The organism is Bradyrhizobium sp. WD16 (assembly GCF_024181725.1).
In the GTDB taxonomy this organism is placed as follows: domain Bacteria; phylum Pseudomonadota; class Alphaproteobacteria; order Rhizobiales; family Xanthobacteraceae; genus Bradyrhizobium_A.
Map to the genome: position 1 here is coordinate 5358963 of NZ_CP028908.1, position 22384 is coordinate 5381346.

Consider the following 22384-nt stretch of genomic DNA (forward strand, 5'->3'; position numbering starts at 1 on the left):
GCGGCCGCAGCAGGGAAATTCGCGAGAAGGCGATCGCGGCGAACACCGGCACTGTGGACAGCACCAGCACGAGCCCGACAATATTGCCGAGATACATCGAGGCGATCAGGCCCCAGACGAAGTCCTTCTACTCCACGAACAGCAGCGGTCCGGGATTGAGACTCCAGACCATCAGTCCGCCGAGCAGGATGGCGGCGGTGCCCGATCCGGGAATGCCGGCACCGGAGGCGCCGCCCTTCAGTGACACCACGATGGGCCGCTTCATCAGATTGTTCTTCTGGATCGCGGCTTGCATCATCCGCGCCATCTGATTGGAAGCGCCGCCCGCTCCCGCTGCCACCACGATCTCAACCGGCTTGGTCGGCTCCTACGCCCTCGCCACCGGCGCACCGGCGATCACGAGCGTGGCTGGCAATCGTCGCCTTCCACATCTGTGCCATCCGATCGTTCTCCCTCGATATTTTCGGCGCCTCTTTCTCGAAGCGTCCGTCTTGGTCTCTTGCAGCAGTCGATTGGCCTTCCTGTCCGATTTCTTGCGTTCGTTTGAGCTGCCGCGGCGCCGGTTTCTCAGGCCGCCGCAGCCTCCTTGCCGGTCAGCACATTCATCGCCGCGAGCACGCCGCCGGTGCGATAGGGCACGCGTGCCAGTTCCAGCCCCATTTCGACGCCGGCGAGCGTCCCCATCAGCATCAGGTCGTTGAAATGGCCGAGATGGCCGATGCGGAAGACCTTGCCCTTGACCTTGGCGAGCCCGGTGCCCAGCGACATGTCGAGATGATCGAGCACCACCTGGCGGAAGCGGTCGGCGTCATGACCCTCGGGCATCAGCACCGCAGTGACCACCGGCGAGTACTCCTCGGGATTGCGGCACAACACCTCTAGTCCCCAGGCCTTGACTGCGGCGCGGGTCGCGGCGCCATGGCGGCGGTGACGCGCGAAGACATTTTCCAACCCCTCTTCATGGAGCATGGCGATGGCTTCCTTGAGGCCATAGAGCAGGTTGGTCGCCGGGGTATAGGGCCAGCTCCCGCTCTTGTTGGCGGCGATCTGCTCGCTCCAGTCCCAGTAGGAACGCGGCATCTTGTTGGCCTTCGACGCCGCCAGCGCCTTCTCCGAGATGGCGTTGAAGCTCAGCCCCGGTGGCAGCATCAGTCCCTTCTGCGAGCCGGACACGGTGACGTCGACGCCCCAGCCGTCGTGCTCATAGGTGATCGAACCCAGCGAGGACACGGTATCGACGAGCAGCAGCGCTGGATGCGCCGCGCGGTCGATCGCCTTGCGGATCTCGGCGACGCGGCTGGTGACACCGGAGGACGTCTCGTTGTGGACCACCATCACCGCCTTGACCTGGTGCGCCTTGTCTTCGGTGAGTTTCGCCTCGATCGCCGCCGGATCGGCGCCGCTGCGCCAGTCGCCGGGGAGAAAATCCACATCGAGACCGAAGCGCTCGGCCAGGGCGCGCCACAGTGCCGCAAAATGCCCGGTCTCGGCCATCAGCACCTTGTCGCCCGGCGACAGGGTATTGACGATCGCCGCCTCCCAGGCGCCTGTGCCCGATGACGGATAGATCAGCACCGGCTGGCTGGTGCGGAACACCGTCTTGCAGCTTTCCATGACTTCAAAGCCGAGCTTGGCGAATTCCGGCCCGCGGTGGTCGATGGTCGGCATGTCCATGGCGCGCAGCACCCGGTCAGGCACATTGCTCGGTCCCGGAATCTGCAGGAAATGGCGCCCGGTATGGACGGGGGCATTGGTGGCCATGGTGTTTGGAGTCTCCCTGAAAACTGGCGTCTTGTCTGAATGCAAAAACGCTTTTCAACTTGTTCTTTCGCGCGCAAAATGTATCCAGATTTCAGGTGCTGACAAGCGGAAACCCGCGACCGGCGCCACGCACGACAATTTGCGAGAGGTTCGTCTTGACCAGTACGGCGCTCAGCCTCGTCGACGGCACACCCGCATCATTGCACGCGGACGTGCTCGGCCAGTTGCGCGACTTCATCGTCGAGGGCGAACTCGCGCCCGGCGCCCGCATCCCGGAGCGAGAATTGTGCGAGCGCTTCGGCATTTCCCGCACGCCGCTCCGCGAGGCCCTCAAGGTGCTGGCCGCCGAGGGCCTGATCGAGCTCCTGCCCAATCGCGGCGCCCGCATCCGCCAGTTCACCGAAAAGGACATCCGCAGCCTGTTCGAGGTCATCGCCGGGCTCGATTTCGTCGCCGGCCGCCTCGCTTGCGCCCGCATCAGCGACCTGGCCGCGACCGAGATCGAGCGCATGCACCTGGAAATGTACACCCACTACCTGCGCCGGGAGCTCGCCGACTATTTCCGCCTCAACCAGCAAATCCACAAGGCGATCATCGACGCCGCCAACAACCCGATCCTCAGCTCCCATTACGCCAAGCTCAATGCCGTCGTCCGGCAGCTCCGCTACAGCGCCAATCTCGGCTCCGGCGACCGGCTGAGCGACGCCATGCGCGAGCACGAGGGCATGATCGACGCGCTCCGCCGTCGTGCCGGCGGTGAACTGGGGCTCTTGATGTTCGACCACATGCAGCGCAAATGCGAAGCGGTCTGCAGCCATCTCGCCGAACGCACCGGCGGGACCATACCCGGCACTGCGGCGGAACCGGCACCGGCCATTTGAATGCAAAATCATCTCGCAATGCGGCGGATTGGAATGCAAAGCAGCGGAGAGCGGAGCGGACGCCGTGGCTGATACCGGCCCACGCAGCGACGATGCCGTCCTGGCACGCCGTCTCGCCGCCGAAATTACCGGCGAGGTGAGGTTCAACCGCTTTGATCGCGGCCGCTACGCCAACGACGCCTCATTCTACCAGATCATGCCGGCGGGCGTGGTGGTGCCGCGGACCATGGACGAGGCGCTGCGGACGCTTGCCATCGCCCGCGAGGCCGGTCGCAAAGTGACGCCGCGCGGCGGCGGCACCTCGCAATGCGGCCAGACCATCAATGACGGCCTTGTCATCGACGTCTCCAAGCACCTCAACCGCGTGCGATCGCTCGATACCGAGGCCCGAACCTGCACGGTAGAGCCGGGCATCGTGCTCGACGATCTCAACCGCAGGCTCAGGCCGCACGGCTTGTGGTTTCCGGTCGACGTCTCGACCGCCTCGCGGGCGACCATCGGCGGCATGGCCGGCAACAATTCCTGCGGTGGCCGCTCGCTGCGCTACGGCACCATGCGGGACAACACCGTGGCGCTCGAGGCGGCGCTGGCCGACGGCACGCAGTTGCGCTTCGCCACCGTCACGCCGGAGGTTGCGCGGCGCAATACGGAGGCGCCGGGCCAGGCGCTGGTCCGCGACCTGCTGGCGCTCGGGGCGCGCGAGGCAGACGAGGTCGCCGCGCGCTTTCCCAAGGTGCAACGCCGGGTCGGCGGCTACAATCTCGATGCGCTGGTGCCGAACGCGGCCGGCAACAACCTCGCCCATCTGCTGGTGGGCTCCGAAGGCACCCTCGCCTTCACCACCCGCGTCGAGCTCAAGCTGTGGCCGCTGATCCGCAACAAGGTCCTCGGCATCTGCCATTTCGGCAGCTTCCACGAGGCGATGGACGCCACCCAGCACCTGGTGAAGCTGAAGCCCATCGCCGTCGAACTTGTCGACCGCACCATGATCGGCCTGGGGCGCGACATCGCCATGTTCCGCCCGACCATCGAAGCCGCCGTGCGCGGCGATCCCGACGCGCTGCTGGTGGTCGAATTCGCCGAGGAGGACCAGGCCGCCGATCTGCGCAAGCTCAAGCTGCTTGGCGAGCTGATGGGCGATCTCGGCTTCGGCTGGGACCAGCCGGTGCGGCGCTGGGGCGGCGTCGTCGAGGTGGTCGATCCCGCGCTGCAGGCAAGCATCGCCGATTTCCGCGCCGCCGGCCTCAACGTGATGATGTCGATGAAGCAGGAGGGCAAGCCGGTCTCCTTCGTCGAGGACTGCGCCGTCCCCCTCGCCCATCTCGCCGACTATACCGCCCGTCTCAACGCCCTGTTCGAGCGCCACGGCACGCGGCCGACCATGTATGCCCATGCCTCCGAGGGCTGCCTGCATGTCCGCCCGGTGCTCAACCTCAAGCTCGACAAGGACGTCAAGGCGATGCGCGCCATCGCCGAGGAAGCGTTCGCCATGATCCGTGAGTACAAGGGCTCGCATTCCGGCGAGCATGGCGACGGCATCGTCCGATCGGAATTTCACGCGGCGATGTTCGGCGAGCGCCTTGTGCAGGCGTTTTCCGAGGTCAAACACCGTTTCGACCCGGACAACCTCCTGAACCCCGGCAAGATCGTCGATCCGCCGCGAATGGACGACCGCAGCCTGTTCCGCTATCCGCCGGATTACAAAATCGAGGACTTCAAGACCTTGCTCGACTGGTCGGCCTGGCCCGGCGCTGCCGGCGGATTCCAGGGCGCGGTCGAGATGTGCAACAACAACGGCGCCTGCCGCAAGCTCGAGGGCGGCGTGATGTGCCCGTCCTATCGCGCGACCCGCAACGAGCGGGACGTCACCCGCGGTCGCGCCAACACCCTGCGCCTCGCCATCTCCGGCCAGTTCGGCCCAGACGCCCTCGCGTCCGACGAGATGATGGAGACGCTGAACCTGTGCGTCTCGTGCAAGGCCTGCCGCCGCGAATGCCCGACCGGCGTCGACATGGCGAAGATGAAGATCGAGGTGCTGGCGGCGCGGCTGCGCCGGCGCGGGCTGTCCCTGCGCGGCCGGCTGATCGCCTATCTGCCGCGTTACGCGCCGGTTCTGGCGCGCTTCGCCCCGCTCGCGAACCTGCGCAACAAGATTCCCCTGCTCCGCACTGTTGCCGAGAAGATCACCGGCTTCAGCGCCCGGCGGGACCTGCCGCACTGGCGCGCTGACACGTTCGAGGCTGCGGCCGACGTGGGGCCCGTTGACGGCCGTGAGGTCGTGCTGTTCGCCGACACCTTCAACCGCGCCTTCGAGCGCGAGAACATGGACGCGGCGCTGCGCGTCCTCACCGCCGCCGGCTATCGCGTGCACCTGCCGCGCCCACGTGACGGCAGAGGCAATCTGTGCTGCGGCCGCACGTTCCTGTCCGCCGGCATGATTGATCAGGCAAGGCACGAACTCGACCGCTTGGTCGACGCCTTCACGCCGTTCGTCGCCCGCGGCATTCCGGTCATCGGCCTCGAGCCGAGCTGTCTTCTGACATTGCGCGACGAACTGCTGTCGCTGCGCCGCGACGATGATGCGGTCCGCCTCGCCGGCGCCGCAGTATTGTTCGAGGAGTTTCTCGCCCACGAGGCCGCCGCCGGGCGACTGTCGCTGCCGCTCGGCCCGATCACCGGCCACGCCCTGCTGCACGGCCATTGCCACCAGAAATCCTTCGATGCGTTCGGCTCCGTGGCACAGGTCCTGCGCCTCGTGCCGGAGCTCGAGGTCGAGGTGATCGAATCAAGCTGTTGTGGCATGGCTGGCGCGTTCGGCTATGGTGCCGAGACCTACGACGTCTCGATCGCGATGGCCGAACAGGCACTACTGCCCGCGGTGCGCAAGGCCGCGGCCGAGACGCTGGTGGTCGCCGATGGCACCTCTTGCCGCCACCAGATCCGGGACGGCGCCGGACGCGAGGCCCTGCACGTCGCGCAGGTTCTCGCGCTCAGCCTCGACCGCGCCCACCCGTCCGCTACTTGAACTCCAACCAGAAGAGACACCGCCATGACGACGCTCACCCTCGATGCCGCGCTCACCATCGCCACCACCGCGCTGAAGACCGCCGGCGAACGCAATTTCAAGCCGCTGGCCGTGGTCGTGCTCGATGCCCGCGGCAGCACCAAGGCGACCCTGGTTCAGGACAATACCAGCCTGATGCGCAGCGAGATCGCCCACGGCAAGGCCTATGGGGCGCTGGCGCTCGGCATCGGCTCGCGCGCAATCTTCCGCCGCGCCACCGAGCAGCCTTATTTCGTCGACGCGATCAACACCATGGCGCGCGGCGCCCTCGTGCCGGTGCCGGGCGGTGTGCTGATCGAGGATGCCAATGGCATGGTGATCGGCGCGGTCGGCGTCAGCGGCGACACCTCCGACAACGACGAGATCAGCGCCGTTGCCGGGGTCGAGGCCGCCGGCCTGAAGGCCAATGCCGGCTGATCGCCGGCACCACCTGCTCCCCGCCCTGGGACCGAGATCCGCATGACCATTCCGCACACGTCACAAGCGCTGTCACGCTTCACGGTGCTGGACCTGACGCGGATCCGGTCCGGTCCCACGGCAGTGCGCCAGCTCGCCGACTGGGGCGCCGATGTCATCAAGATCGAGGCTCCGGCCGAAGTCGACGATTCCGAACAGCCCGGCGGGCCGCGCCACGGTGCCGACTTCCAGAACCTGCATCGCAACAAGCGGGCTATGACGCTCAATCTCAAGGACCCGCGCGGTCACGCGGTGTTCATGCGCCTCGCTGCCAAGGCCGATGTCGTGGTCGAGAATTTCCGTCCCGACGTCAAGGCGCGGCTCGGCATCGATTACGACAGCCTGCGCGCCGTCAACCCGCGCCTCGTCTATGCCAGTATCTCCGGCTTCGGCCAGGACGGGCCCTATCGCATGCGCCCCGGCTTCGACCAGATCGCCCAGGGCATGGGCGGGCTGATGTCGATCACCGGCGCGCCGGGCCAGGGGCCGATGCGCGCCGGCATTCCGGTTGCGGACCTCACCGCCGGCCTGTTCTGCGCCATGGGCATCCTCACCGCGCTGCTCGAACGCGAGGTCTCCGGTGAAGGCCAATGGGTGCAGACTTCGCTGCTGCAGGCGCAGATCTTCATGCTGGACTTCCAGGCCGCGCGCTGGCTGGTGCACAAGGAAGTGCCGGGCCAGGCCGGCAACAATCATCCGACCAGCATTCCGACCGGTGTGTTCAAGACCGCGGACGGCTACATCAACATCGCGACCACCGGCCAGAGGATCTGGGAACGGCTGGTCACGGCGATCGAGGCTCCAGAACTCCTCAGCGATCCGCGCTACGCCACCAACCTCGGCCGCTCGCAGCACCGCGATCCGCTCAATGCCGCCATCGAGGAGCGCACCCTGCAGCACTCCACGGCCAAATGGGTTGACATCCTCAACGCCGCCGGAGTGCCCTGCGGACCGATCTACAGCGTCGACCAGATGTTCGCCGATGCCCAGGTACAGCATCTCGGCATCGCCCAGGACGTGCCCAATCCGGAAGGCCGGCCGCTCCGCCTCCTTGGCCAGCCGGTGACGCTGTCGCGGACACCGAGCCGCATGGCGGCGCGGCCGCCGGAAATCGGCGAGCATACCGACGAGATCCTCGGCGAATTCGGTTTCAGCCCGCAGGAGCTCGCCGAGCTGAAGGCCGCCGATATCGTCTGACCCCATTGCCTGCCTCGGCCCGCGACGGCCCTGACAGCCCTCGAACAAACACACCGACGAGACGACAGGACGGAGAAGCATGACGAAAACCGACAAGATGCTGTCGCGCAAGGACAATGGCGTCGGCTATGTGATCTTCAACAATCCCGAGCGACACAATGCCGTCTCGCTCGACATGTGGCGCGGCTGCGTCGACATCCTCCACGGCTTCGACAAGGATCCGGAGGTGCGCGTCGTCGTGCTGACCGGAGCCGGCGGCAAGGCCTTCGTCTCGGGCGCCGATATTTCCAAGTTTGGCGAGGAGCGCGCCTCGAAGGACGCGGTCAGGACCTATAACGAGGCCGTCGAGCGCGGCTATGCCGCGGTCCACGATTTCAAGAAGCCGACCATCGCCATGATCCGCGGCTACTGCATCGGCGGCGGCATGGGTCTTGCCAGCTGCTGCGATCTGCGCATCGCCTCCGATAATTCCCGCTTCGCCGTGCCGGCTGCCAAGCTCGGCCTTGGCTATGCCCATCCCGGCGTGAAGCGGCTGATGGACATCGTCGGCGCCTCCTTCACGAAGGAGATCTTCTTCACCGCCCGCCAGTTCGATGCCGCCGAGGCGCTGCAGATGGGTCTCGTCAACCGCGTGGTTCCGGCCGATAGGCTCGAAGACTATGTGCGCGATTACGCCGGTATGATCTCGGCCAATGCACCGATGACCATCGACGCCATCAAATTCACCGCCGGCGAACTGCTCAAGGACGAGAGCCGGCGCGACCTCGCAACCAGCGACGCCATGGTCGATGCTTGTTTCAGGAGCCGCGACTACGAGGAAGGCCGCAAAGCGTTCCTCGAGAAGCGCAAGCCGCAATTTGAAGGACGCTGATCGTCCTCAAGCCCGGCCGGGCTTCGGCGATGACGCCAGCCATTCGCGTCCTTCGCCATAGAGCACCTCGACTTCCGGGCCCTTGAGGCCCGGCATGTCGCGCTTCACCTTGTAGCCGATCTCCTCCTGGATATAGGCGAGGTGGCGGTAGCCCACCGGGAATTGGGCCAGCTTGTCGGCGTCGAGCTTGAGCTGTGCGGCCGGATCGATCGGATCGAGCCGGTCTTTCTCGTAGATCGGCTGGCGACGCACCACGCCCCATTTGCCGACGCGTTTTTCCAGAAAGTCGAAGAAGCGGCCAGTGCAGACGACGTCGCATTCGACGCCGTGCACCCGAGCCCGCTGTGAAATGGTCATCTTGGTCTGAGCGATCGCCCGGGCGCCGCTGATCTCGATGCTGCTGCCGCCGAGAAAATGCAGGATGCTGACGCCCTTGTCCCAGCCCTCACGACTGACGCGGATGAAGTCCAGCGCCGGCCCCTGAAACCAGGTCGCCGACATCCAGCCGTCATCGGTCCAGACCGTGGCGAAGCGGTCCCAGTCGCCGGCATCGCGCCAGACCGCCCAATTCTCGATCAATTCCCGGATCGCCAGCTTCTCGACGGTGATGGCGTCGATGGTCATGTTCGTCCTCCCAAGCTCGCCGTCCCCGCCGCCATGCGGGCGTAAGGATAACAGCAGCCTCACAATCTTGATCTTGCCAGGATTCAGCCCGGCGTCCCGGCGGCCGAACTTCAACTCGGCGGCACTGGACAAACCGGGCCGAAGGCGGTAGTTTCAGAATGTAAACTGGTTCTCAAAATGAAACCTGACCCCTCATCTTCTGTCAAGTCGGCCGACCGCACCCTCGACATCCTCGAATATGTCGGTCATGCGCCCGAACGCCCCTCGTTCTCGGAAATGCTGATTGATCTCGGCATCCCGCGCAGCAGCCTGTTTCACCTGCTCAACAACCTTCTGGCGCGCGGCTACCTCGAACAGGACCCTGTGACGGACCGCTATCGTCTCGGTTGCATGGTGCGCAGTCTCGCCGAGACCCTGGCGCCGCCGCCGATCGCCAATCTGGCGGAATCTTTCCTGCGCGAGATCACCAGCGAATTGAACGAGAGTTCGGCGTTCTATGTCCGCAAGGGCGATGCGGTCGAAGCCATCGCGGTGGCGACCAGCACGAGGGCGCTGACCTACACCATGAAGGTCGGTGGCCGCGCGCCGCTTTACGCCATCTCAAGCGGCAAGATGACGCTGGCGCGGCTGCCGGCGCCGGAATTCGACGACTACCTGCGCCAGATCCGCTTTGACGCGGTGACGCCGTCGACCATCACCTCCAAGCGGGTGCTGCGCGAACAGGTGACCACGGCGCGCACCGCAGGCTTCGCCTATTCGCGCGATGAATTCACGCCGGGCATCACCGGCATCGCCACGGCGGTGGAGCATCAAGGCCGCTATTTCGGCGCGCTCAACCTCGCCATCCCGAATGGCCGCTACAGCCCGGAGCGTGATGCCGAGTTCCGCCAGCTCCTCGCCTCGGCGGCGGCGACCCTTGCGGAAACCATTGCCGCCCGGAATTGAGCCTCTAGACGGGCACCGTGGACGAACCGTTATCGTCTCGGCGGATTGAGTGGCCGGCGCACCATTCCCAACCTCTTCAGCAAGGACGCCCCCATGCAGACCTTGACCACCCAAGGCGTGACCATGCCCAAGCTCGGCCTCGGCACCTTTCGCCTCACCGGCGAGAACTGCCGCCGCGCCGTCGAGAGCGCCCTCGCCCTCGGCTATCGTCACATCGACACCGCGGAGATGTATGCCAATGAGGACGCCGTCGGCGCTGCGCTGGCGTCCAGCGGCGTTCCACGCGGCGAGGTCTTCGTCACCACCAAAGCCTGGCATGATCATCTCGAGCCGCAGACAATCCGCGCGGCGCTCGCCGCGAGCCTTGACAAGCTGCGGCTCGATCATGCGGATCTCTATCTGGTGCACTGGCCGGTTCCCGGCATGAAGCTCGGCCCCGCGCTCGACACACTGATGCAACTGCGCGACGAAGGCCGCATCCGCGCCCTCGGCGTGGCCAATTTCACCGTGCCGCTGCTCCGACAGGCCGTCGAGGAGATCGGTGCGCCGATCGCCTGCAACCAGATCGAATATCACGTGCTGCTCGACCAGAGCCCGGTCCGGCGCTACCTCGCCGCCAACTCCATCCCGCTGGTCGCCTATGCGCCGCTGGCCCAGGGCCGACTCGCCGACCATGCCGAGCTCGCCGCCATCGCCCGCAAGCACGGCGCGACGCCGGCCCAGGTCGCCCTGAAATGGGCGCTGGATCAGGACGGTGTCGCCGCCATCCCCAAGGCCGGACGGCGCGAAAGCCAGAAGGCCAATCTCGACGCCTTCGCCATCGCCCTCGACGAGGCGGACCGCCGTGTCATCGCCGGCCTGCCCAAGGACCAGCGCTTCGTCAACCCGGCCTTCGCCCCGCGCTGGGACATTGCTTGAGGGATCTCGACGGAGCGACGTCGCCCAAGGGCGCGCCGCTCAGTCGTCCTTGTCGGATTCGAGCCGCCCGCCGGCGAAGTCGCGATAGATGAAGCGATCGGACTGAGCCGCCGCCTCAGTCTCCGCGGTGTGGAAGACGGCCTCATGGAGCGGCGAGAACCCGCAGGCGGGATCGGTCGCGCCAGCGTCGCCGGCCAGGGCAAAGGCCTGGCAGCGGCAGCCGCCGAAATCGATCTCCTTGTATTCGCATTCCCGGCACGGCGACGGCATCCACGCCGTGCCGCGGTAGCGATTGAGCGCATCCGAATTCTGCCAGATCCAGGCGATCGAGCGATTGCCGCGCACCGAGTCGAAATGTAGCCCGGTAATGGTCTCCGCGGCGTGACACGGCAGGATCTTGCCGCTCGGCGAGATGTTGAAGAACTGCCGGCCCCAGCCGCCCATGCACTTCTTGGGGCGCAAGGCGTAATAGTCCGGGATCACGTAGTCGATCGCGAGCACGCCCTTGAGCCGCGTCCTCGCCTCCTCGACGATTCTGGTCGCCTCGTCGAGCTGCTCGACTGTCGGCATCAGGGCGGCGCGGTTCTTCAGCGCCCAGCCGTAATACTGCACGTTGGCGACCTCGATCCGGTCGGCGCCGAGCTCCACGGCCATGGCGATCATGTCTTGCAGCTGATGCAGGTTCTGGCGATGCATGACAGCGTTGACCGTCAGCGACAGGCCGAGCTCACGCGTCCAGCGCGCTGCTTCCAGCTTGCGGCCGTGCGCCCCGGCATGACCGGCGATCCGGTCGCCCGTCGGCGCCTCGCTGCCCTGGAAGCTGATTTGGACATGACCAAGCCCCGCATCGGCGAGCGCCGACAGCTTGTCCTTGGTCAGCAGCACCGCCGAAGTGATCAGGTTGGAATAGAGCCCGACCTTGCTGCAATGGGCGACCAGCTCGGTGAGATCCTTGCGCACTGTGGGCTCCCCGCCCGACAGGTGAATCTGCAGGACGCCGAGTTCCGCGAGTTCGTCGAAAACCCGCCGCCATTCATCGGTGCTCAGTTCGCTCGCCGCACGCTCCAGCTCCAAAGGATTGGAGCAGTAGGGACATTGCAGCGGACAGCGATGGGTCAGTTCGGCCAGCACCGCCAGCGGAATCCCGAAGCTCTGCGCCCTGGCCGACGGTTCGAGCACCGCAAGGGCGTCGTCGCCCATCTGCACACTGGTTTCTTCCTGCAGATCTTCGCTCATGAAGAAGCGCTCCGCTCGATCAGAAAGCCCTTGTCGGCGAGATCGCCAAGCATGGAGATAACATCGGCCGCGATCACATCCCGGTCGGCGGCGTATTTCGCCGCCAACGTATCGACCACCTCCGCGACGCGACGCTCGCCGTCACAGAGCTGTAAAACCTCCACCGCGGTCTCGTCCGGCGCCAGCACCCGTTCCGGGGCGAGGATCACCCAGCGTTGCCGCGTCTCGTCGAAGCGCAGGCGCGTGTGGCGCGGCAGCATCGGCCGGCTATCCTCGGTCAGGGTGAACTGCTGGCGGGGTGCCATCAGCGCCCCTCCGGAACGAAAGCGCCCGGCGGGATCTGGCCGTCCACATAGGCATGATGTAGGGCGTCGAGCTGGACCCACAAGACGTTGGTCTTGAACAGCAGCGCGTTGCACACCGCCTCGCGCTCGGCCGGCGTCGTTGCATTGCGGCGAACGTAATCCAGGGCGAAATTGGCGTCGCGCGGCGCCTGGTCGAGACGGCGGCGGAAATAGGCCATGACCTCCGGTCGATCCTTGATGAAGTCGTAATGCTCCAGCATGCCGGTGATCCGCTCCTGGTGGATGCCCGGCGCAAACAGTTCTGTCAGCGAGGATGCGATCGCCTCCAGCGGCGAGCGGTCGCGGACGAAATGCACGTAGGCCTCCACGGCGAAGCGCGTCGCCGGCAGGATTCCCTCGGTGGACTTCACATAGGCGCGATCAAGGCCAAGGCCGTCGGTCAGCCTGAGCCAGCGCGCGATGCCGCCCTCGTCGCCCTTCTCGCCGTCGTGATCCTCGATCCGGTGCCGCCATTCGAGGCGAATGGCACGATCGCTGAAGCGCGACATCACAACCGCATCCTTGATCGGAATGATGCACTGATAATAGTAGCGGTTCAGCGCCCAGGCTTGGACCTGGCCCTTATTGAGCTTGCCGCCATGGAGCAGGCCATGGAACGGATGCAGGTTATGGTAGCGCGTCGCGCCGATATAGCGCAGCCGCTCTTCCATCGCGTCTGCGGACTCCAGCGGAACTTCCGGATTGAGCGAAAAAGCCGTCATTCTGGTCACAACACGATCTCCCTGCCGTCAGCCAAGATTTCCCATCCCGCCGCCATGACCTGGTCGCGCTCTGGCGAGCCCGCCAGCCACACCGGATTCGAGTTGTTGATGTGCACAAAGACCTTGCGGCGGATGCCGAGGTTGGCGAGTTCGGCGATGGTGCCGTCAGGACCGCCCATCGAGATATGACCCATGCGGCGCCCCGTCTTGGCGCCCATGCCGGCCCTGATCATTTCGTCATCGCGCCACAGCGTTCCGTCGAAAAACACCAGCTCGGCGCCGGCGATGCGACGCTTGAGGTCATCGGGAACGCTGGCGCTGCCGGCGATCACGAAGAACGCGTGTCCGTCGGCTTTGGACGCGATCCGCAATCCAATGCAGTCGCCCTCGCCTTCCGTCCAGGTCGGATGATTAACGCCCTCGAGATACCACGCCCCCTTGCCAGGCACCGCGAAGGCCGTCACCTCGAGACCCGAGGGGCTTCCGTCCGGCAGACGCGGCTCGAACGCCTGCTCTAGCGCCAGTGGAATGCGCGGCACCTTGGCGGCATCGAGCACATTGAAGATGGAATTGCTCTGGAGGATAGCGAGCACCTGCGGATGGGCGTAGATCGCGAACGGCTGCCCTTCGCGCATGGCGAGGAGCCCCGTCACGGCATCCACCTCGGCATTGGTCAGGATCACGCCCGCCACCGGGCTGCCGCGCAACTGGCCCGACGGCGGATGCAGGCGCGGCGTCGCATTCAATTGCTGCCGCAGATCGGGCGCGGCATTGATCAGGAACCAGTTCCGATCGTCCACGCTCACGGCCAACGATGTCTGGGTTCGCTGCAGGCTCAGATCCGCTCGCGCCGCCGTACAACGCTCGCAGCCGCAGTTCCATTGTGGCAGGCCGCCGCCTGCCCCGGCGCCTAGGACGATCACGCGCATCGTTCAAACTTTCCGGCAGCCGAGGAGGCCACCGCGTTACAGGGCGAAAGGAAGACAGTAGGCCGAATGGAAGACATGGGCCGAAAGAGACATGGGCCGAAAGAAAAAAGGTGCCGAGAGCGCTAAATGTTAGCGCTCAGTCAGCACCTCTCCTGTGTAACGTTTGTTAGAACGGCGTGGTTATTTGCGAACCGCGCAGGCATACATGTTGATTTCGAGGCCCACCGACACTTCAACGATTTTAGGTGCGTTCCAGGACGCTTTCGTCATCTGCGTTTCTCCCGCTTTCAACGCGCTCTTAAGAGGCGCAATGTCCAAGTACCCAAATCATATAGCAACAGAAACAGAAATGGGAAGCTCACGGAGGCGTTTTCGAACTCTCTTTGTCGTTTTTTTGTTTGCGGTTTTCTCGCGTCGCAACATCAGGTTAGCAGCACTTGCTGCGCAATCGCAGGAGCTTCCGCTGCGCAACAGTGGAGATCAATGAGCGCGAGTTCCCTCCTGGTCAAAAGCCCCTTCCCTCCTGGTCAAATCGTGCCTGCTCGGAGACTGCCCTGGCGGCAGTGCGCGAACATCGGTGGGCGGGATCAATTGTGTGGGAGCCCCGCCGTGCCGAGGACTTTACGCGTGGTAGATTTGAAGCTCCGAGTTCGGAGAGCACGTCATGCACATTGATCGTCGCCGGCTGCTGAATGGCTGCGCCCTGCTCGGCATGACGATGCTGCTTTGCCCAGGTCTTGCCGCTGCCCAGAGCGGAACCCAGTCGCCGCTGAAGATCGGCGTGATCGGATCGGGGCATATCGGCGGCACCATCGGCGGGTTGTGGGTCAAGGCCGGCCATCCGGTGCTGTTCTCATCGCGCCATCCGGAGGAGTTGAAGGATATCGTCGGTGGCCTTGGCGCACTGGCGCGGGCAGGAACGGTCGCCGAGGCGATCGCCTTCGGTGACATTATCTTCGTCGCCGTGCCCTATGGCGCGCTGCCACAGATCGGCAAGGATTATGCCGGCGCGCTCAAGGGCAAGATCGTCCTCGACGCCACCAATGCCGTAGCGAGCCGGGACGGCACCATCGCCGAAGAGGCCGAGCGTAGCGGCACCGGTCTCACCTCGCAGAAATATCTGCCGGATACGCGCCTCGTCCGCGCCTTCAACACCAAGCCCTACATGATCTTCGCCCGCGAGGCGAACCGGACGCCGCCGCGCCTCGCCATCCCGATCGCCGGTGACGACGACGATGCGGTCCGCACGGCGGCGACGCTGGTTCGCGACGCCGGCTTCGACCCGGTGGTGGTCGGCAAGCTTGCCGAGGCCCGCCGATTCCAGCGGGGGGCGCCCGGGTATGGCCAGCAGGTCAGCGCCGCCGAACTCAGACAGAAGCTATCGCTTCCGCAATGACGCGCTGGGATACCTTGCTGCAGCACGCCGCGCCTTCGACGCCCCAGGAGCGGGCGGCGGCGTTGTGGTCCTTCGCCTATTTCTTCGTGCTGCTCGCCGGCTATTACGTGCTTCGGCCGCTGCGCGACCAGATGGGCATTGCGGGCGGTGTACGCAGCCTGCCCTGGCTGTTTACCGCCACCTTCGTCTCACTGCTTCTCGCCCAGCCGCTCTATGGCTGGCTGGTGGCCAGGCTGCCGCGCGCCACCTTCATCACCCTCGTCTACCACTTCTTCGTGCTGAACCTGGCCGCGTTCTGGCTGCTACTCAGCCTCGGTATCTTCGAGGTGACCGTAGCGCGGGTGTTCTTCGTATGGGTCAGCGTGTTCAACCTGTTCGCCGTGGCGGTGTTCTGGTCCTTCATGGCGGACCTCTTCACCTCCGAGCAGGGCAAACGGCTGTTCGGCTTCATCGGTGCCGGCGGCACCGCCGGCGCCCTGCTCGGGCCGGCGATCACCATCGGCCTGTCCGCCCCGCTCGGGCCGACCAACCTGTTGATCGTCGCCGCCTTGTTCCTCGAGATCGCGGTGTTCTGCGTCCATCGCCTCGATCACCATGCAAGCGGTAGTGGGCAGGCGAAGGCGCCGCCGCGGATCGGCGGCGGCGCCTTCGCCGCGCTGCCGGAGTTGCTGCATTCGCCCTATCTGCTCGGCATCGCCGCCTGGGTCAGTCTCCTCTCCTTCAGCGCCACCATCGCCTATTTCGCCCAGGCCAACATCGTCTCGGCCACGGTGCACGGCCGCGCCGCCCAAACCCAATTGTTCGCCAGCATCGATCTCGCTGTGGGCCTGCTCAGCCTCGCCACCCAGGTTTTCGCCACCGGGCACTTTCTCAAGCGCTTCGGCACAGGGATCGCCGCCGCTGCCCTGCCCGCGGTCTATGTGGTCGGTTTCGCTGCTGTCGCCGCCGCACCGACGCTAGCGGTCGTCGTGACGCTCCAGGTGGTGCAGCGCTGGATGAACTTCGCCGTCGCCAACCCCGCCCGCCAGGTCTTCTTTACCGTGGTCGGCCGCGAGGAGAAATACAAGGCGAAGAACCTGATCGATGTGGTGGTCTATCGCGGCTCGGACGCACTCTACGGCTGGCTCTATGACGCCTTGCAGGGGCTGGGGCTGAAGCTCGGCGGCATCGCGCTCTGCGCCATTCCGGTCGCGGCCGCCTGGCTGTGGCTCTCGGCCGCGCTGGGGCGCGCCGAACAACGCCGCGCCGCCACGGTGTCCGACCCTGTCGCTGTCGAAGGAGGCTGACATGCCGATGCTCACCAGGCGCAAGGCCGCGGCCGGCCTTGTCGCAACCCTGATCGCCCCGGCAGCGCTGGCGCAGAACGGCAGCGATGTGCTGAAACGCGTCATCCCCCACGGCGGCGAGGCACTGCCCGCTGTCGGGCTCGGCACCGCGATCAGCATCTACGACAACGACAGCGACGCCAACCGGCGGAAGACCGCCGCCGTGCTGCAGGCGCTGATCGCCAGTGGCGCCCGCCTCGTCGACACCGCCTCGACCTATGGCGACGCCGAGACAGTGCTCGGCGCCGTAATCGCCGCCAACAGCCTGCGCGACAAGCTCTTCATCGCCTCCAAGCTCGAAGCCCCCGACCCGGACGAGTTGAAGCGATCGCTGGCGCGCCTGCAGGTGGCGAAGCTCGACCTTCTGCAATTTCACAACGTCCGCCGGGCCGACCAGTCGCTCGGCCGGTTCAGGGACTGGAAGGCGCAGGGCCTTTGCCGCTATATCGGGATCACTTCGACATTCCGCAGCGACCTGCCGGCGATCGAGGCCGTGGTGGCGCGCGAGAAGCCCGATTTCGTCCAGGTCGACTATTCCATCGACAATCGCGAAGCCGAGAAGCGCCTGCTCCCCGTCGCCGCCGACGCCGGCGCCGGGGTGCTGACCGCGCTGCCGTTCGGACGCGGCCGCCTGTTCCGCGCGGTGCACGGCCGCGAGATGCCGGACTGGGCGCGCGAGCTCGCCGGCAGCTGGGCGCAGTTCTTCCTCAAGTATCTGCTCGGCGATGCCCTCGTCACCGCCGTCATACCCGGCACCGCCGATCCCGCTCACATGACCGACAATGCCGGCGCCATGCGCGGGCCCTTGCCCGACCCCGCCCAGCGCCGCCGCATGCGGGACTTTGTCGAGGCCTTGTGAGCGGTGCGCTCCTGCGCCGTTAAGGTTTCGTTTGCCGGTGGATCACTGCCCTTAGGACGGCGGAAAGCCTGTCGCGCATCATTCAACGACAGCGCACCGGCCGGCAGAACCCTTCGCAATTTCTCAATTCCTCCGGGCGAGAACAGCTTCACGAGAACGAGGCCTAAGGCCCGCCGTCGTCAAACAGGAAAGAGTCGAGATGTCGAAGACCATCAAGGCGTCGAGGCCGACGCCATTTCTTCCGCTCGCGTTGTTCTGCCTGATCGACCTCGTGCTCTCGCTCGCCATGATCCCGGGCAGCGCGGGCGCCGCGTTCGCCTGGCTGTAAGCCGGATCGATCGCGCAAAAGAAAAAAGGCGGCCGGGACCTTCCCCCGCCGCCTTCTTCATTCGTATCGATCAATCGTCCGTCGTTTCAGCCGCGATTTGGCCCACACATCCTGATGACCATGCGCATGACGGCATCCTGACGTTCGCCGACTTCAGGATCGGTCACGTCAGACTGGATCAGACGTCTTCCGGACGGTCGACATAGACGAGGCCGGCCTTCTGCAGCGGCTCGCGCATGTTGTACATGTCGAGGCCGAGTTCGCCGGAAGCCAGGCGCTTGCGCTTGCCGTCCTCGTCGGCATGACGTTTCGCCGCCTTGGCCGCCACCTCGCCGGCGACCGCGCGCGGCACCACCAGCACGCCGTCGTCGTCGGCCACGATGACGTCGCCGGGAGTCACCAGCGCACCGCCGCAGACCACCGGGACATTGACCGCGCCCAGCGTCGCCTTGACGGTGCCCTTGGCCGAAATCGCCTTGGACCAGACCGGGAATTTGAGCTGGGTCAGCGGCTTGATGTCACGGCAGCCGGCATCGATGATCAGGCCGACCACGCCGCGTGCGATCAGCGAGGTGGCGAGCAGCTCTCCGAACATGCCGTCGGTATTCTCGGTGGTGCAGCCGACCACAAGGATGTCGCCCTTCTTGCACTGCTCGACGGCGACGTGAAGCATCCAGTTGTCGCCGGGCTGGGCCAGCACGGTGACCGCGCTGCCGGCCACCTCGGCGCCGGGCCAGATCGGGCGCATATAGGGGCGCAGCAAGCCGCTACGGCCCATGGCCTCATGGGCGGTCGACACGCCGAGGCCCGCCAGCGTCTTGATGGTGGCCTCGTCGGCCCGGGGGATGTTCCTGACGACCACTGTCTTCACGGCAAATTCTCCTGTTGAACCTTGGCCCGCTGTTTAAGCCGTCTCGATCTTGTCGTCGAGCACATCCCGCATGGGAGGGCGAGTTGGTTTCAGAATGGAAATCTGAAGCACCCAAGCGGGGCTGATGTCCCGTCTGCGAACGACCGCCCCATTTGCCGCACGCTCCGACGGTCATTCGGAGCCCGGTCATTTCTCAGGGGCAAGAGCGAGCGCGGCTTCCCCCGCGCGCACCGTCAACGCGCGCTTCGCACCAAGCTGCCTGACGGCGATGCGGTCGTAGGCCGGGCGATAGCTGCCGTCGCTCCGCGCGGTGAGCTCCAGCGAGCCGGCGATGGGCCGAAGCTGAAATGTGAGGTGAAGGGCGTTGGCGCGCCAATCGGCGGTCTCGCCGTCATCTTCGAACAATTCGCCGGCCGACTGTTCCACCGGCTCGCCGAAAACGAGCAGCGTGCGTCTCTCGCACGTGTCTGCGGTGGCACCGCGCGATGCCTCGGCGATCGGAATCATGGCGCCGGCGCGGGCGAAGATCGGCAGACGTCCGAGCGGCGCCGTCACCGTGACGACCGAGCCGCCGTCGAAATGCGTGCCATCATGCCAATCGTACCACCCGCCCGGGTGAATGGGCAGGCGGACGCTGCGCCGGGTGGCGCCCTCCTCCAGCACCGGCGCGACCAGCAGGTCCGGCCCCAGCATGAAGGCATCGTCGATGACGCCGGCCGCGCCGTCCTGCGGAAAGTCCCAGAACACCGGACGGATGGCCGGCTCGTTGTCGCAGCTCGCACGCCACATCCGGGTATAGAGATAGGGCATCAGCGTATAACGCAGAGCAATTGCCGCCCGAACCTGCGGCAGCACGGACTCGTGCATCCACGGCAGGTTGACGGTGCCATCCTCCTTCCAGGAGTTCATCACCATGCGGGGCCACAGCGCACAGAATTCGACGAAACGACAGAACAGTTCCGGCGTCGGGCTCGGTCCGTGGAAACCGCCGACATCGTGGCCGACATTGAACAACCCGGACAGGCTCATGTTGAGACCCTGCGTCAGGTTGAAGCGCAGTGTCTTCCATGCGGTCTCGTTGTCTCCCGACCAGGTCTGGCCGTAGCGGGCGAGCCCGGCCGGTCCGCCGCGAGTGACGACATAGGGTCGCTTGTGCGGTGACCATCGCGACTGGGTCTCGAAGGCGAGTTTGGTCATCAGCAGCGGCTGCGCCGACCGCGCCAGACTCTGGGCAAACGGTCGCCCATCCCCGGCGCAGACCGCATCCTCGTCCCATATCTCGAACTCGTTGTTGTCGTTCCACACTGCGACGACGCCGTGATCGAGCAGCGCGCTCTCTATTCCCGTCTGCCACCACAGCCGGCCGGCGGGATTGGTGAAGTCGACGTGATAGCCGAGGCCGTCCCAAAATTGCGCCACCGCCGGCGCCCCGGTCACGCCATCCTTCACCAGGAGGCCCTTCTCCAGCGCTTCGCCAAGCCGCGGATGATCGTCCAGCAGGCAGGGTTTGATATTGGCAACCGGGCGGATCCCGGCCGCCGTCAATCGCGCCATGGTCGCAGATGGTTCGGGAAACTTGTCGCGGTTCCAGTTGAAGACGTAACGCCGCGCACCGATCGAGGTGTAACCGGAGCCGAAATGGAAGCTGTCGCAGACGATGTCGTGGCGACGGCACTCAGTGACGAACTCGGCAATGCGCCGGTCGGCATCGGGCGCGTCGGCAATCGCCATGGACGTGCAGCCGAATCCGAACGACCAGCGCGGGGCAAAGGCCTGTCCTCCCGTCATCCACGAGAAGCGGCGCACGACGTCCCCGGCGCCGGCGCCGGCCAGCACATAATAATCCAGGTCGCCGTCATCGGCGCGATAGGAGCGGAACAGGCCGTGGTAATTGTCGATGGTACAGCCGAAATCGACCGAACCGGTGGCAAGATTGTCGTAGAACAGGCCGTGGGCGCCATGCGGACCGTCGACCAGGAAGAACGGCAGCATCTTGTACAGCGGATCGCTCAACTCCGCATCGAAGCCGCAGGGATCGACGGCGTCGATGGCAAAACGCCGTCCGGTGCGATCGAGCGGCCCGGCCTTGTCGCCGAGACCGTAATGCCGCTCCGCAGGATCACGCGCCATGAAATGTGCGACGGCCGAGGTCTTGTTCGAGAGAAAATAAGCCTGTGTCGACCGGTCGCGAAGGAACGGCACCGCATCGCCGTCACGACGCCAGGCGATCGCAAACGGCGCCAGCGTCACTTCCGCGCTCAGGCCAGCGGCGGAGACGACAACGGTCGTCGCGGTCTCCTCGACGGCGATCTCCGGATTGGCGAAGCCAGTCAGGTCGTCGCGCGGCCGTCCTTCATAGGGCGGCTCCGCCCCGCCCGGCGCCACCGACCAGCCGCGATCGAGGCGATAGCCATTGCGGCGTCGCAGTGTCACCCGGCCGACATCATGCTCGAGGATGCGCAGCGCGATCGTCGCGCCCTCGCCGACCTCGAACACGGCGGCTCCGCCGTCGCGGCCGCAATAGCGCCCGCGGATCAACGCCTTCATCTGTCCTCACTCCATGGCTGTGCGACGATGCGGATCGCGGTCCTGCCGGACCGCATTGCCATCCGCATCGAACAGGTGAAGATCGCTCCGTCGCAGACGCACCGGCAGACGATCCCCCCGCCCGAACGACGTCTGACCCTCCTGGCGCACCGTGATCTGCGGCAATCCCGGCGCGGAGCAGTAGAGATACGTCTCTCCTCCCAGGTGCTCGACGAGATCGACGGCAAGCGAGAAATCGGCCTCGTGATCGGTCACATCGAGATGTTCAGGCCGTATGCCGAGCGTCGCCGCGCTGCCCGGCGGCAATGCCGGGGCCGGCACCGCCACCGTCGGCCCGGTCTCGCCAAGGCACAGCGCGTCGGCAGCAATGACGCGCGACGGCAGCAGATTCATGCGCGGCGAGCCGATGAAGCCGGCGACGAACAGATTGTCCGGCCGGTTATAGAGATCAAGCGGCGTTCCGACCTGTTCGATACGCCCGCCCTTGAGCACGACGATGCGGTCCGCCAGCGTCATCGCCTCGACCTGATCGTGGGTTACGTAGACCATGGTGCCGCCGATCTCGGCATGCAGGGCGGCCAGTTCCTTGCGGGTCGCGACGCGCAGCTCGGCGTCGAGATTCGACAGCGGCTCGTCGAACAGGAATATCTTCGGATCCCGGACAATGGCGCGCCCGATGGCGACACGCTGGCGCTGGCCGCCCGACAAGGCCTTCGGCTTGCGGTCGAGATAGTCGTCGAGGCGCAGCATAACGGCCGCACGCTGCACCCTCGCGTCGATCTCCGCGCGCGGCAACCCGATGTTCTCGAGAGCGAAAGCCATGTTCTTGTAGACGCTCATATGCGGATAGAGCGCATAGGACTGGAACACCATCGCAAGACCACGGTCGGACGCCGCCGCACGCGTCATATCGACGCCATCGATGGCGATCTCGCCTTCGCTGACTTCCTCAAGTCCGGCGATGATGCGCAGCAGCGTCGACTTGCCGCAGCCGGAAGGACCGACGAAGACGACGAATTCGCCGTCCGCGACAGCCAGATCAATGCCGTGGATCACGGCGATCGATCCAAAGGATTTGCGGACGCCCTTCAGGGTCAGCGCCGCCATGAC

The 22384-nt window shown here is 65.7% G+C and carries 21 protein-coding genes and 2 pseudogenes; 11 read left to right on the forward strand and 12 right to left on the reverse strand.

Annotated features, from left to right (window positions below; translation table 11 throughout):
• Positions 1–31: 31 nt before the first annotated feature.
• The 3 genes and pseudogenes from DB459_RS24810 to DB459_RS24820 all read right to left on the reverse strand — a co-directional run.
• A pseudogene (locus DB459_RS24810) lies at positions 32–217 on the reverse strand (tripartite tricarboxylate transporter permease); the annotation flags it as partial.
• Positions 218–367, reverse strand: a pseudogene (locus DB459_RS24815) (tripartite tricarboxylate transporter substrate binding protein); the annotation flags it as partial.
• 200 nt (positions 368–567) lie between these two features.
• Positions 568–1761, reverse strand: coding sequence for an alanine--glyoxylate aminotransferase family protein (locus DB459_RS24820; RefSeq protein ID WP_253709262.1), 1194 nt, complete (start codon positions 1759–1761; stop codon positions 568–570).
• Positions 1762–1916: 155 nt separating this feature from the next.
• On the opposite strand from DB459_RS24820, the gene DB459_RS24825 reads away from it, so the two are divergent.
• The 5 genes from DB459_RS24825 (at position 1917) to DB459_RS24845 (ending at position 8230) form a co-directional block, all read left to right on the forward strand.
• Complete coding sequence (locus tag DB459_RS24825) at positions 1917–2642, forward strand: GntR family transcriptional regulator (RefSeq protein ID WP_371926816.1); 726 nt, start codon at positions 1917–1919, stop codon at positions 2640–2642.
• Between the two features lie 64 nt (positions 2643–2706).
• Entirely contained in the window at positions 2707–5667 is a 2961-nt protein-coding gene (locus DB459_RS24830) for an FAD-binding and (Fe-S)-binding domain-containing protein (protein ID WP_253709264.1), read from the forward strand.
• Between the two features lie 24 nt (positions 5668–5691).
• A complete protein-coding gene (locus DB459_RS24835) occupies positions 5692–6123 on the forward strand; it encodes a heme-binding protein (protein ID WP_253709266.1) in 432 nt (143 codons plus the stop codon).
• A gap of 42 nt (positions 6124–6165) precedes the next feature.
• Complete coding sequence (locus DB459_RS24840) at positions 6166–7359, forward strand: CaiB/BaiF CoA-transferase family protein (protein WP_253709268.1); 1194 nt, start codon at positions 6166–6168, stop codon at positions 7357–7359.
• A 79-nt stretch (positions 7360–7438) separates the two neighbouring features.
• Positions 7439–8230 (forward strand): enoyl-CoA hydratase, encoded by a 792-nt coding sequence (locus DB459_RS24845; protein ID WP_253709269.1) that lies wholly within the window; start codon positions 7439–7441, stop codon positions 8228–8230.
• Positions 8231–8236: 6 nt separating this feature from the next.
• Here the strand turns inward: DB459_RS24845 and DB459_RS24850 are convergent, their stop codons facing one another.
• Entirely contained in the window at positions 8237–8854 is a 618-nt protein-coding gene (locus DB459_RS24850) for a nuclear transport factor 2 family protein (protein WP_371926817.1), read from the reverse strand.
• A gap of 177 nt (positions 8855–9031) precedes the next feature.
• Here DB459_RS24850 and DB459_RS24855 point away from each other — a divergent pair, with 177 nt between their 5' ends.
• Both DB459_RS24855 and DB459_RS24860 read left to right on the forward strand, forming a co-directional pair.
• Positions 9032–9799, forward strand: a complete 768-nt coding sequence (locus tag DB459_RS24855; protein WP_253709270.1) for an IclR family transcriptional regulator — start codon at positions 9032–9034, stop codon at positions 9797–9799.
• 93 nt (positions 9800–9892) lie between these two features.
• Complete coding sequence (locus tag DB459_RS24860; RefSeq protein WP_253709272.1) at positions 9893–10717, forward strand: aldo/keto reductase; 825 nt, start codon at positions 9893–9895, stop codon at positions 10715–10717.
• Between the two features lie 39 nt (positions 10718–10756).
• Here DB459_RS24860 and pqqE read toward each other — a convergent pair whose 3' ends face one another.
• The 5 genes from pqqE to pqqA form a co-directional block, all read right to left on the reverse strand.
• Positions 10757–11953 carry a pyrroloquinoline quinone biosynthesis protein PqqE gene (pqqE, locus tag DB459_RS24865; RefSeq protein ID WP_253709275.1) on the reverse strand — a complete coding sequence of 399 codons (1197 nt, stop codon included), beginning with the start codon at positions 11951–11953 and terminating at the stop codon, positions 10757–10759.
• Positions 11950–12258, reverse strand: a complete 309-nt coding sequence (gene pqqD / locus DB459_RS24870) for a pyrroloquinoline quinone biosynthesis peptide chaperone PqqD (RefSeq protein ID WP_253709278.1) — start codon at positions 12256–12258, stop codon at positions 11950–11952. The genes pqqE and pqqD overlap by 4 nt, the downstream gene beginning before the upstream one ends.
• Positions 12258–13028: a pyrroloquinoline-quinone synthase PqqC gene (gene pqqC / locus DB459_RS24875; RefSeq protein ID WP_253709279.1), complete on the reverse strand. Its 771-nt coding sequence runs from the start codon at positions 13026–13028 to the stop codon at positions 12258–12260. Before pqqC ends, pqqD begins: the two co-directional genes overlap by 1 nt.
• Positions 13025–13948, reverse strand: coding sequence for a pyrroloquinoline quinone biosynthesis protein PqqB (gene pqqB, locus DB459_RS24880; RefSeq protein ID WP_253709281.1), 924 nt, complete (start codon positions 13946–13948; stop codon positions 13025–13027). Before pqqB ends, pqqC begins: the two co-directional genes overlap by 4 nt.
• Positions 13949–14128: 180 nt before the next feature.
• A complete protein-coding gene (gene pqqA / locus DB459_RS24885) occupies positions 14129–14218 on the reverse strand; it encodes a pyrroloquinoline quinone precursor peptide PqqA (protein ID WP_253709283.1) in 90 nt (29 codons plus the stop codon).
• A 394-nt stretch (positions 14219–14612) separates the two neighbouring features.
• Between pqqA and DB459_RS24890 the strand changes: the two genes are divergently transcribed.
• The 4 genes from DB459_RS24890 (at position 14613) to DB459_RS27425 (ending at position 17856) form a co-directional block, all read left to right on the forward strand.
• Positions 14613–15344: an NADPH-dependent F420 reductase gene (locus DB459_RS24890; RefSeq protein WP_253709285.1), complete on the forward strand. Its 732-nt coding sequence runs from the start codon at positions 14613–14615 to the stop codon at positions 15342–15344.
• Positions 15341–16630 carry an NTP/NDP exchange transporter gene (locus tag DB459_RS24895; RefSeq protein WP_253709287.1) on the forward strand — a complete coding sequence of 430 codons (1290 nt, stop codon included), beginning with the start codon at positions 15341–15343 and terminating at the stop codon, positions 16628–16630. The genes DB459_RS24890 and DB459_RS24895 overlap by 4 nt, the downstream gene beginning before the upstream one ends.
• Position 16631: 1 nt before the next feature.
• Positions 16632–17528 (forward strand): aldo/keto reductase, encoded by an 897-nt coding sequence (locus DB459_RS24900; RefSeq protein WP_253709290.1) that lies wholly within the window; start codon positions 16632–16634, stop codon positions 17526–17528.
• Positions 17529–17727: 199 nt separating this feature from the next.
• Positions 17728–17856, forward strand: coding sequence for a hypothetical protein (locus DB459_RS27425; RefSeq protein WP_256519230.1), 129 nt, complete (start codon positions 17728–17730; stop codon positions 17854–17856).
• Between the two features lie 178 nt (positions 17857–18034).
• Here DB459_RS27425 and DB459_RS24905 read toward each other — a convergent pair whose 3' ends face one another.
• The 3 genes from DB459_RS24905 to DB459_RS24915 all read right to left on the reverse strand — a co-directional run bounded on the left by DB459_RS24905 (position 18035) and on the right by DB459_RS24915 (position 22381).
• Positions 18035–18727: a 4-carboxy-4-hydroxy-2-oxoadipate aldolase/oxaloacetate decarboxylase gene (locus DB459_RS24905; protein ID WP_253709293.1), complete on the reverse strand. Its 693-nt coding sequence runs from the start codon at positions 18725–18727 to the stop codon at positions 18035–18037.
• Between the two features lie 186 nt (positions 18728–18913).
• Positions 18914–21274, reverse strand: a complete 2361-nt coding sequence (locus DB459_RS24910) for a glycoside hydrolase family 31 protein (protein WP_253709296.1) — start codon at positions 21272–21274, stop codon at positions 18914–18916.
• Positions 21275–21280: 6 nt separating this feature from the next.
• Positions 21281–22381, reverse strand: a complete 1101-nt coding sequence (locus DB459_RS24915; protein WP_253709298.1) for an ABC transporter ATP-binding protein — start codon at positions 22379–22381, stop codon at positions 21281–21283.
• Between the last annotated feature and the right edge of the window lie 3 nt (positions 22382–22384).

What these genes read in the sequence shown, in the direction of transcription:
- DB459_RS24820 (WP_253709262.1), bottom strand. Translation starts at nt 1,761, where the DNA reads ATGGCCACCAATGCCCCCGTCCATACCGGGCGCCATTTCCTGCAGATT.
- DB459_RS24835 (WP_253709266.1), top strand. Translation starts at nt 5,692, where the DNA reads ATGACGACGCTCACCCTCGATGCCGCGCTCACCATCGCCACCACCGCG.
- DB459_RS24840 (WP_253709268.1), top strand. Translation starts at nt 6,166, where the DNA reads ATGACCATTCCGCACACGTCACAAGCGCTGTCACGCTTCACGGTGCTG.
- DB459_RS24845 (WP_253709269.1), top strand. Translation starts at nt 7,439, where the DNA reads ATGACGAAAACCGACAAGATGCTGTCGCGCAAGGACAATGGCGTCGGC.
- DB459_RS24850 (WP_371926817.1), bottom strand. Translation starts at nt 8,854, where the DNA reads ATGACCATCGACGCCATCACCGTCGAGAAGCTGGCGATCCGGGAATTG.
- DB459_RS24855 (WP_253709270.1), top strand. Translation starts at nt 9,032, where the DNA reads ATGAAACCTGACCCCTCATCTTCTGTCAAGTCGGCCGACCGCACCCTC.
- DB459_RS24860 (WP_253709272.1), top strand. Translation starts at nt 9,893, where the DNA reads ATGCAGACCTTGACCACCCAAGGCGTGACCATGCCCAAGCTCGGCCTC.
- pqqE (WP_253709275.1), bottom strand. Translation starts at nt 11,953, where the DNA reads ATGAGCGAAGATCTGCAGGAAGAAACCAGTGTGCAGATGGGCGACGAC.
- pqqD (WP_253709278.1), bottom strand. Translation starts at nt 12,258, where the DNA reads ATGGCACCCCGCCAGCAGTTCACCCTGACCGAGGATAGCCGGCCGATG.
- pqqB (WP_253709281.1), bottom strand. Translation starts at nt 13,948, where the DNA reads ATGCGCGTGATCGTCCTAGGCGCCGGGGCAGGCGGCGGCCTGCCACAA.
- pqqA (WP_253709283.1), bottom strand. Translation starts at nt 14,218, where the DNA reads ATGACGAAAGCGTCCTGGAACGCACCTAAAATCGTTGAAGTGTCGGTG.
- DB459_RS24890 (WP_253709285.1), top strand. Translation starts at nt 14,613, where the DNA reads ATGCACATTGATCGTCGCCGGCTGCTGAATGGCTGCGCCCTGCTCGGC.
- DB459_RS24895 (WP_253709287.1), top strand. Translation starts at nt 15,341, where the DNA reads ATGACGCGCTGGGATACCTTGCTGCAGCACGCCGCGCCTTCGACGCCC.
- DB459_RS24900 (WP_253709290.1), top strand. Translation starts at nt 16,632, where the DNA reads ATGCCGATGCTCACCAGGCGCAAGGCCGCGGCCGGCCTTGTCGCAACC.
- DB459_RS27425 (WP_256519230.1), top strand. Translation starts at nt 17,728, where the DNA reads ATGTCGAAGACCATCAAGGCGTCGAGGCCGACGCCATTTCTTCCGCTC.
- DB459_RS24910 (WP_253709296.1), bottom strand. Translation starts at nt 21,274, where the DNA reads ATGAAGGCGTTGATCCGCGGGCGCTATTGCGGCCGCGACGGCGGAGCC.
- DB459_RS24915 (WP_253709298.1), bottom strand. Translation starts at nt 22,381, where the DNA reads ATGGCGGCGCTGACCCTGAAGGGCGTCCGCAAATCCTTTGGATCGATC.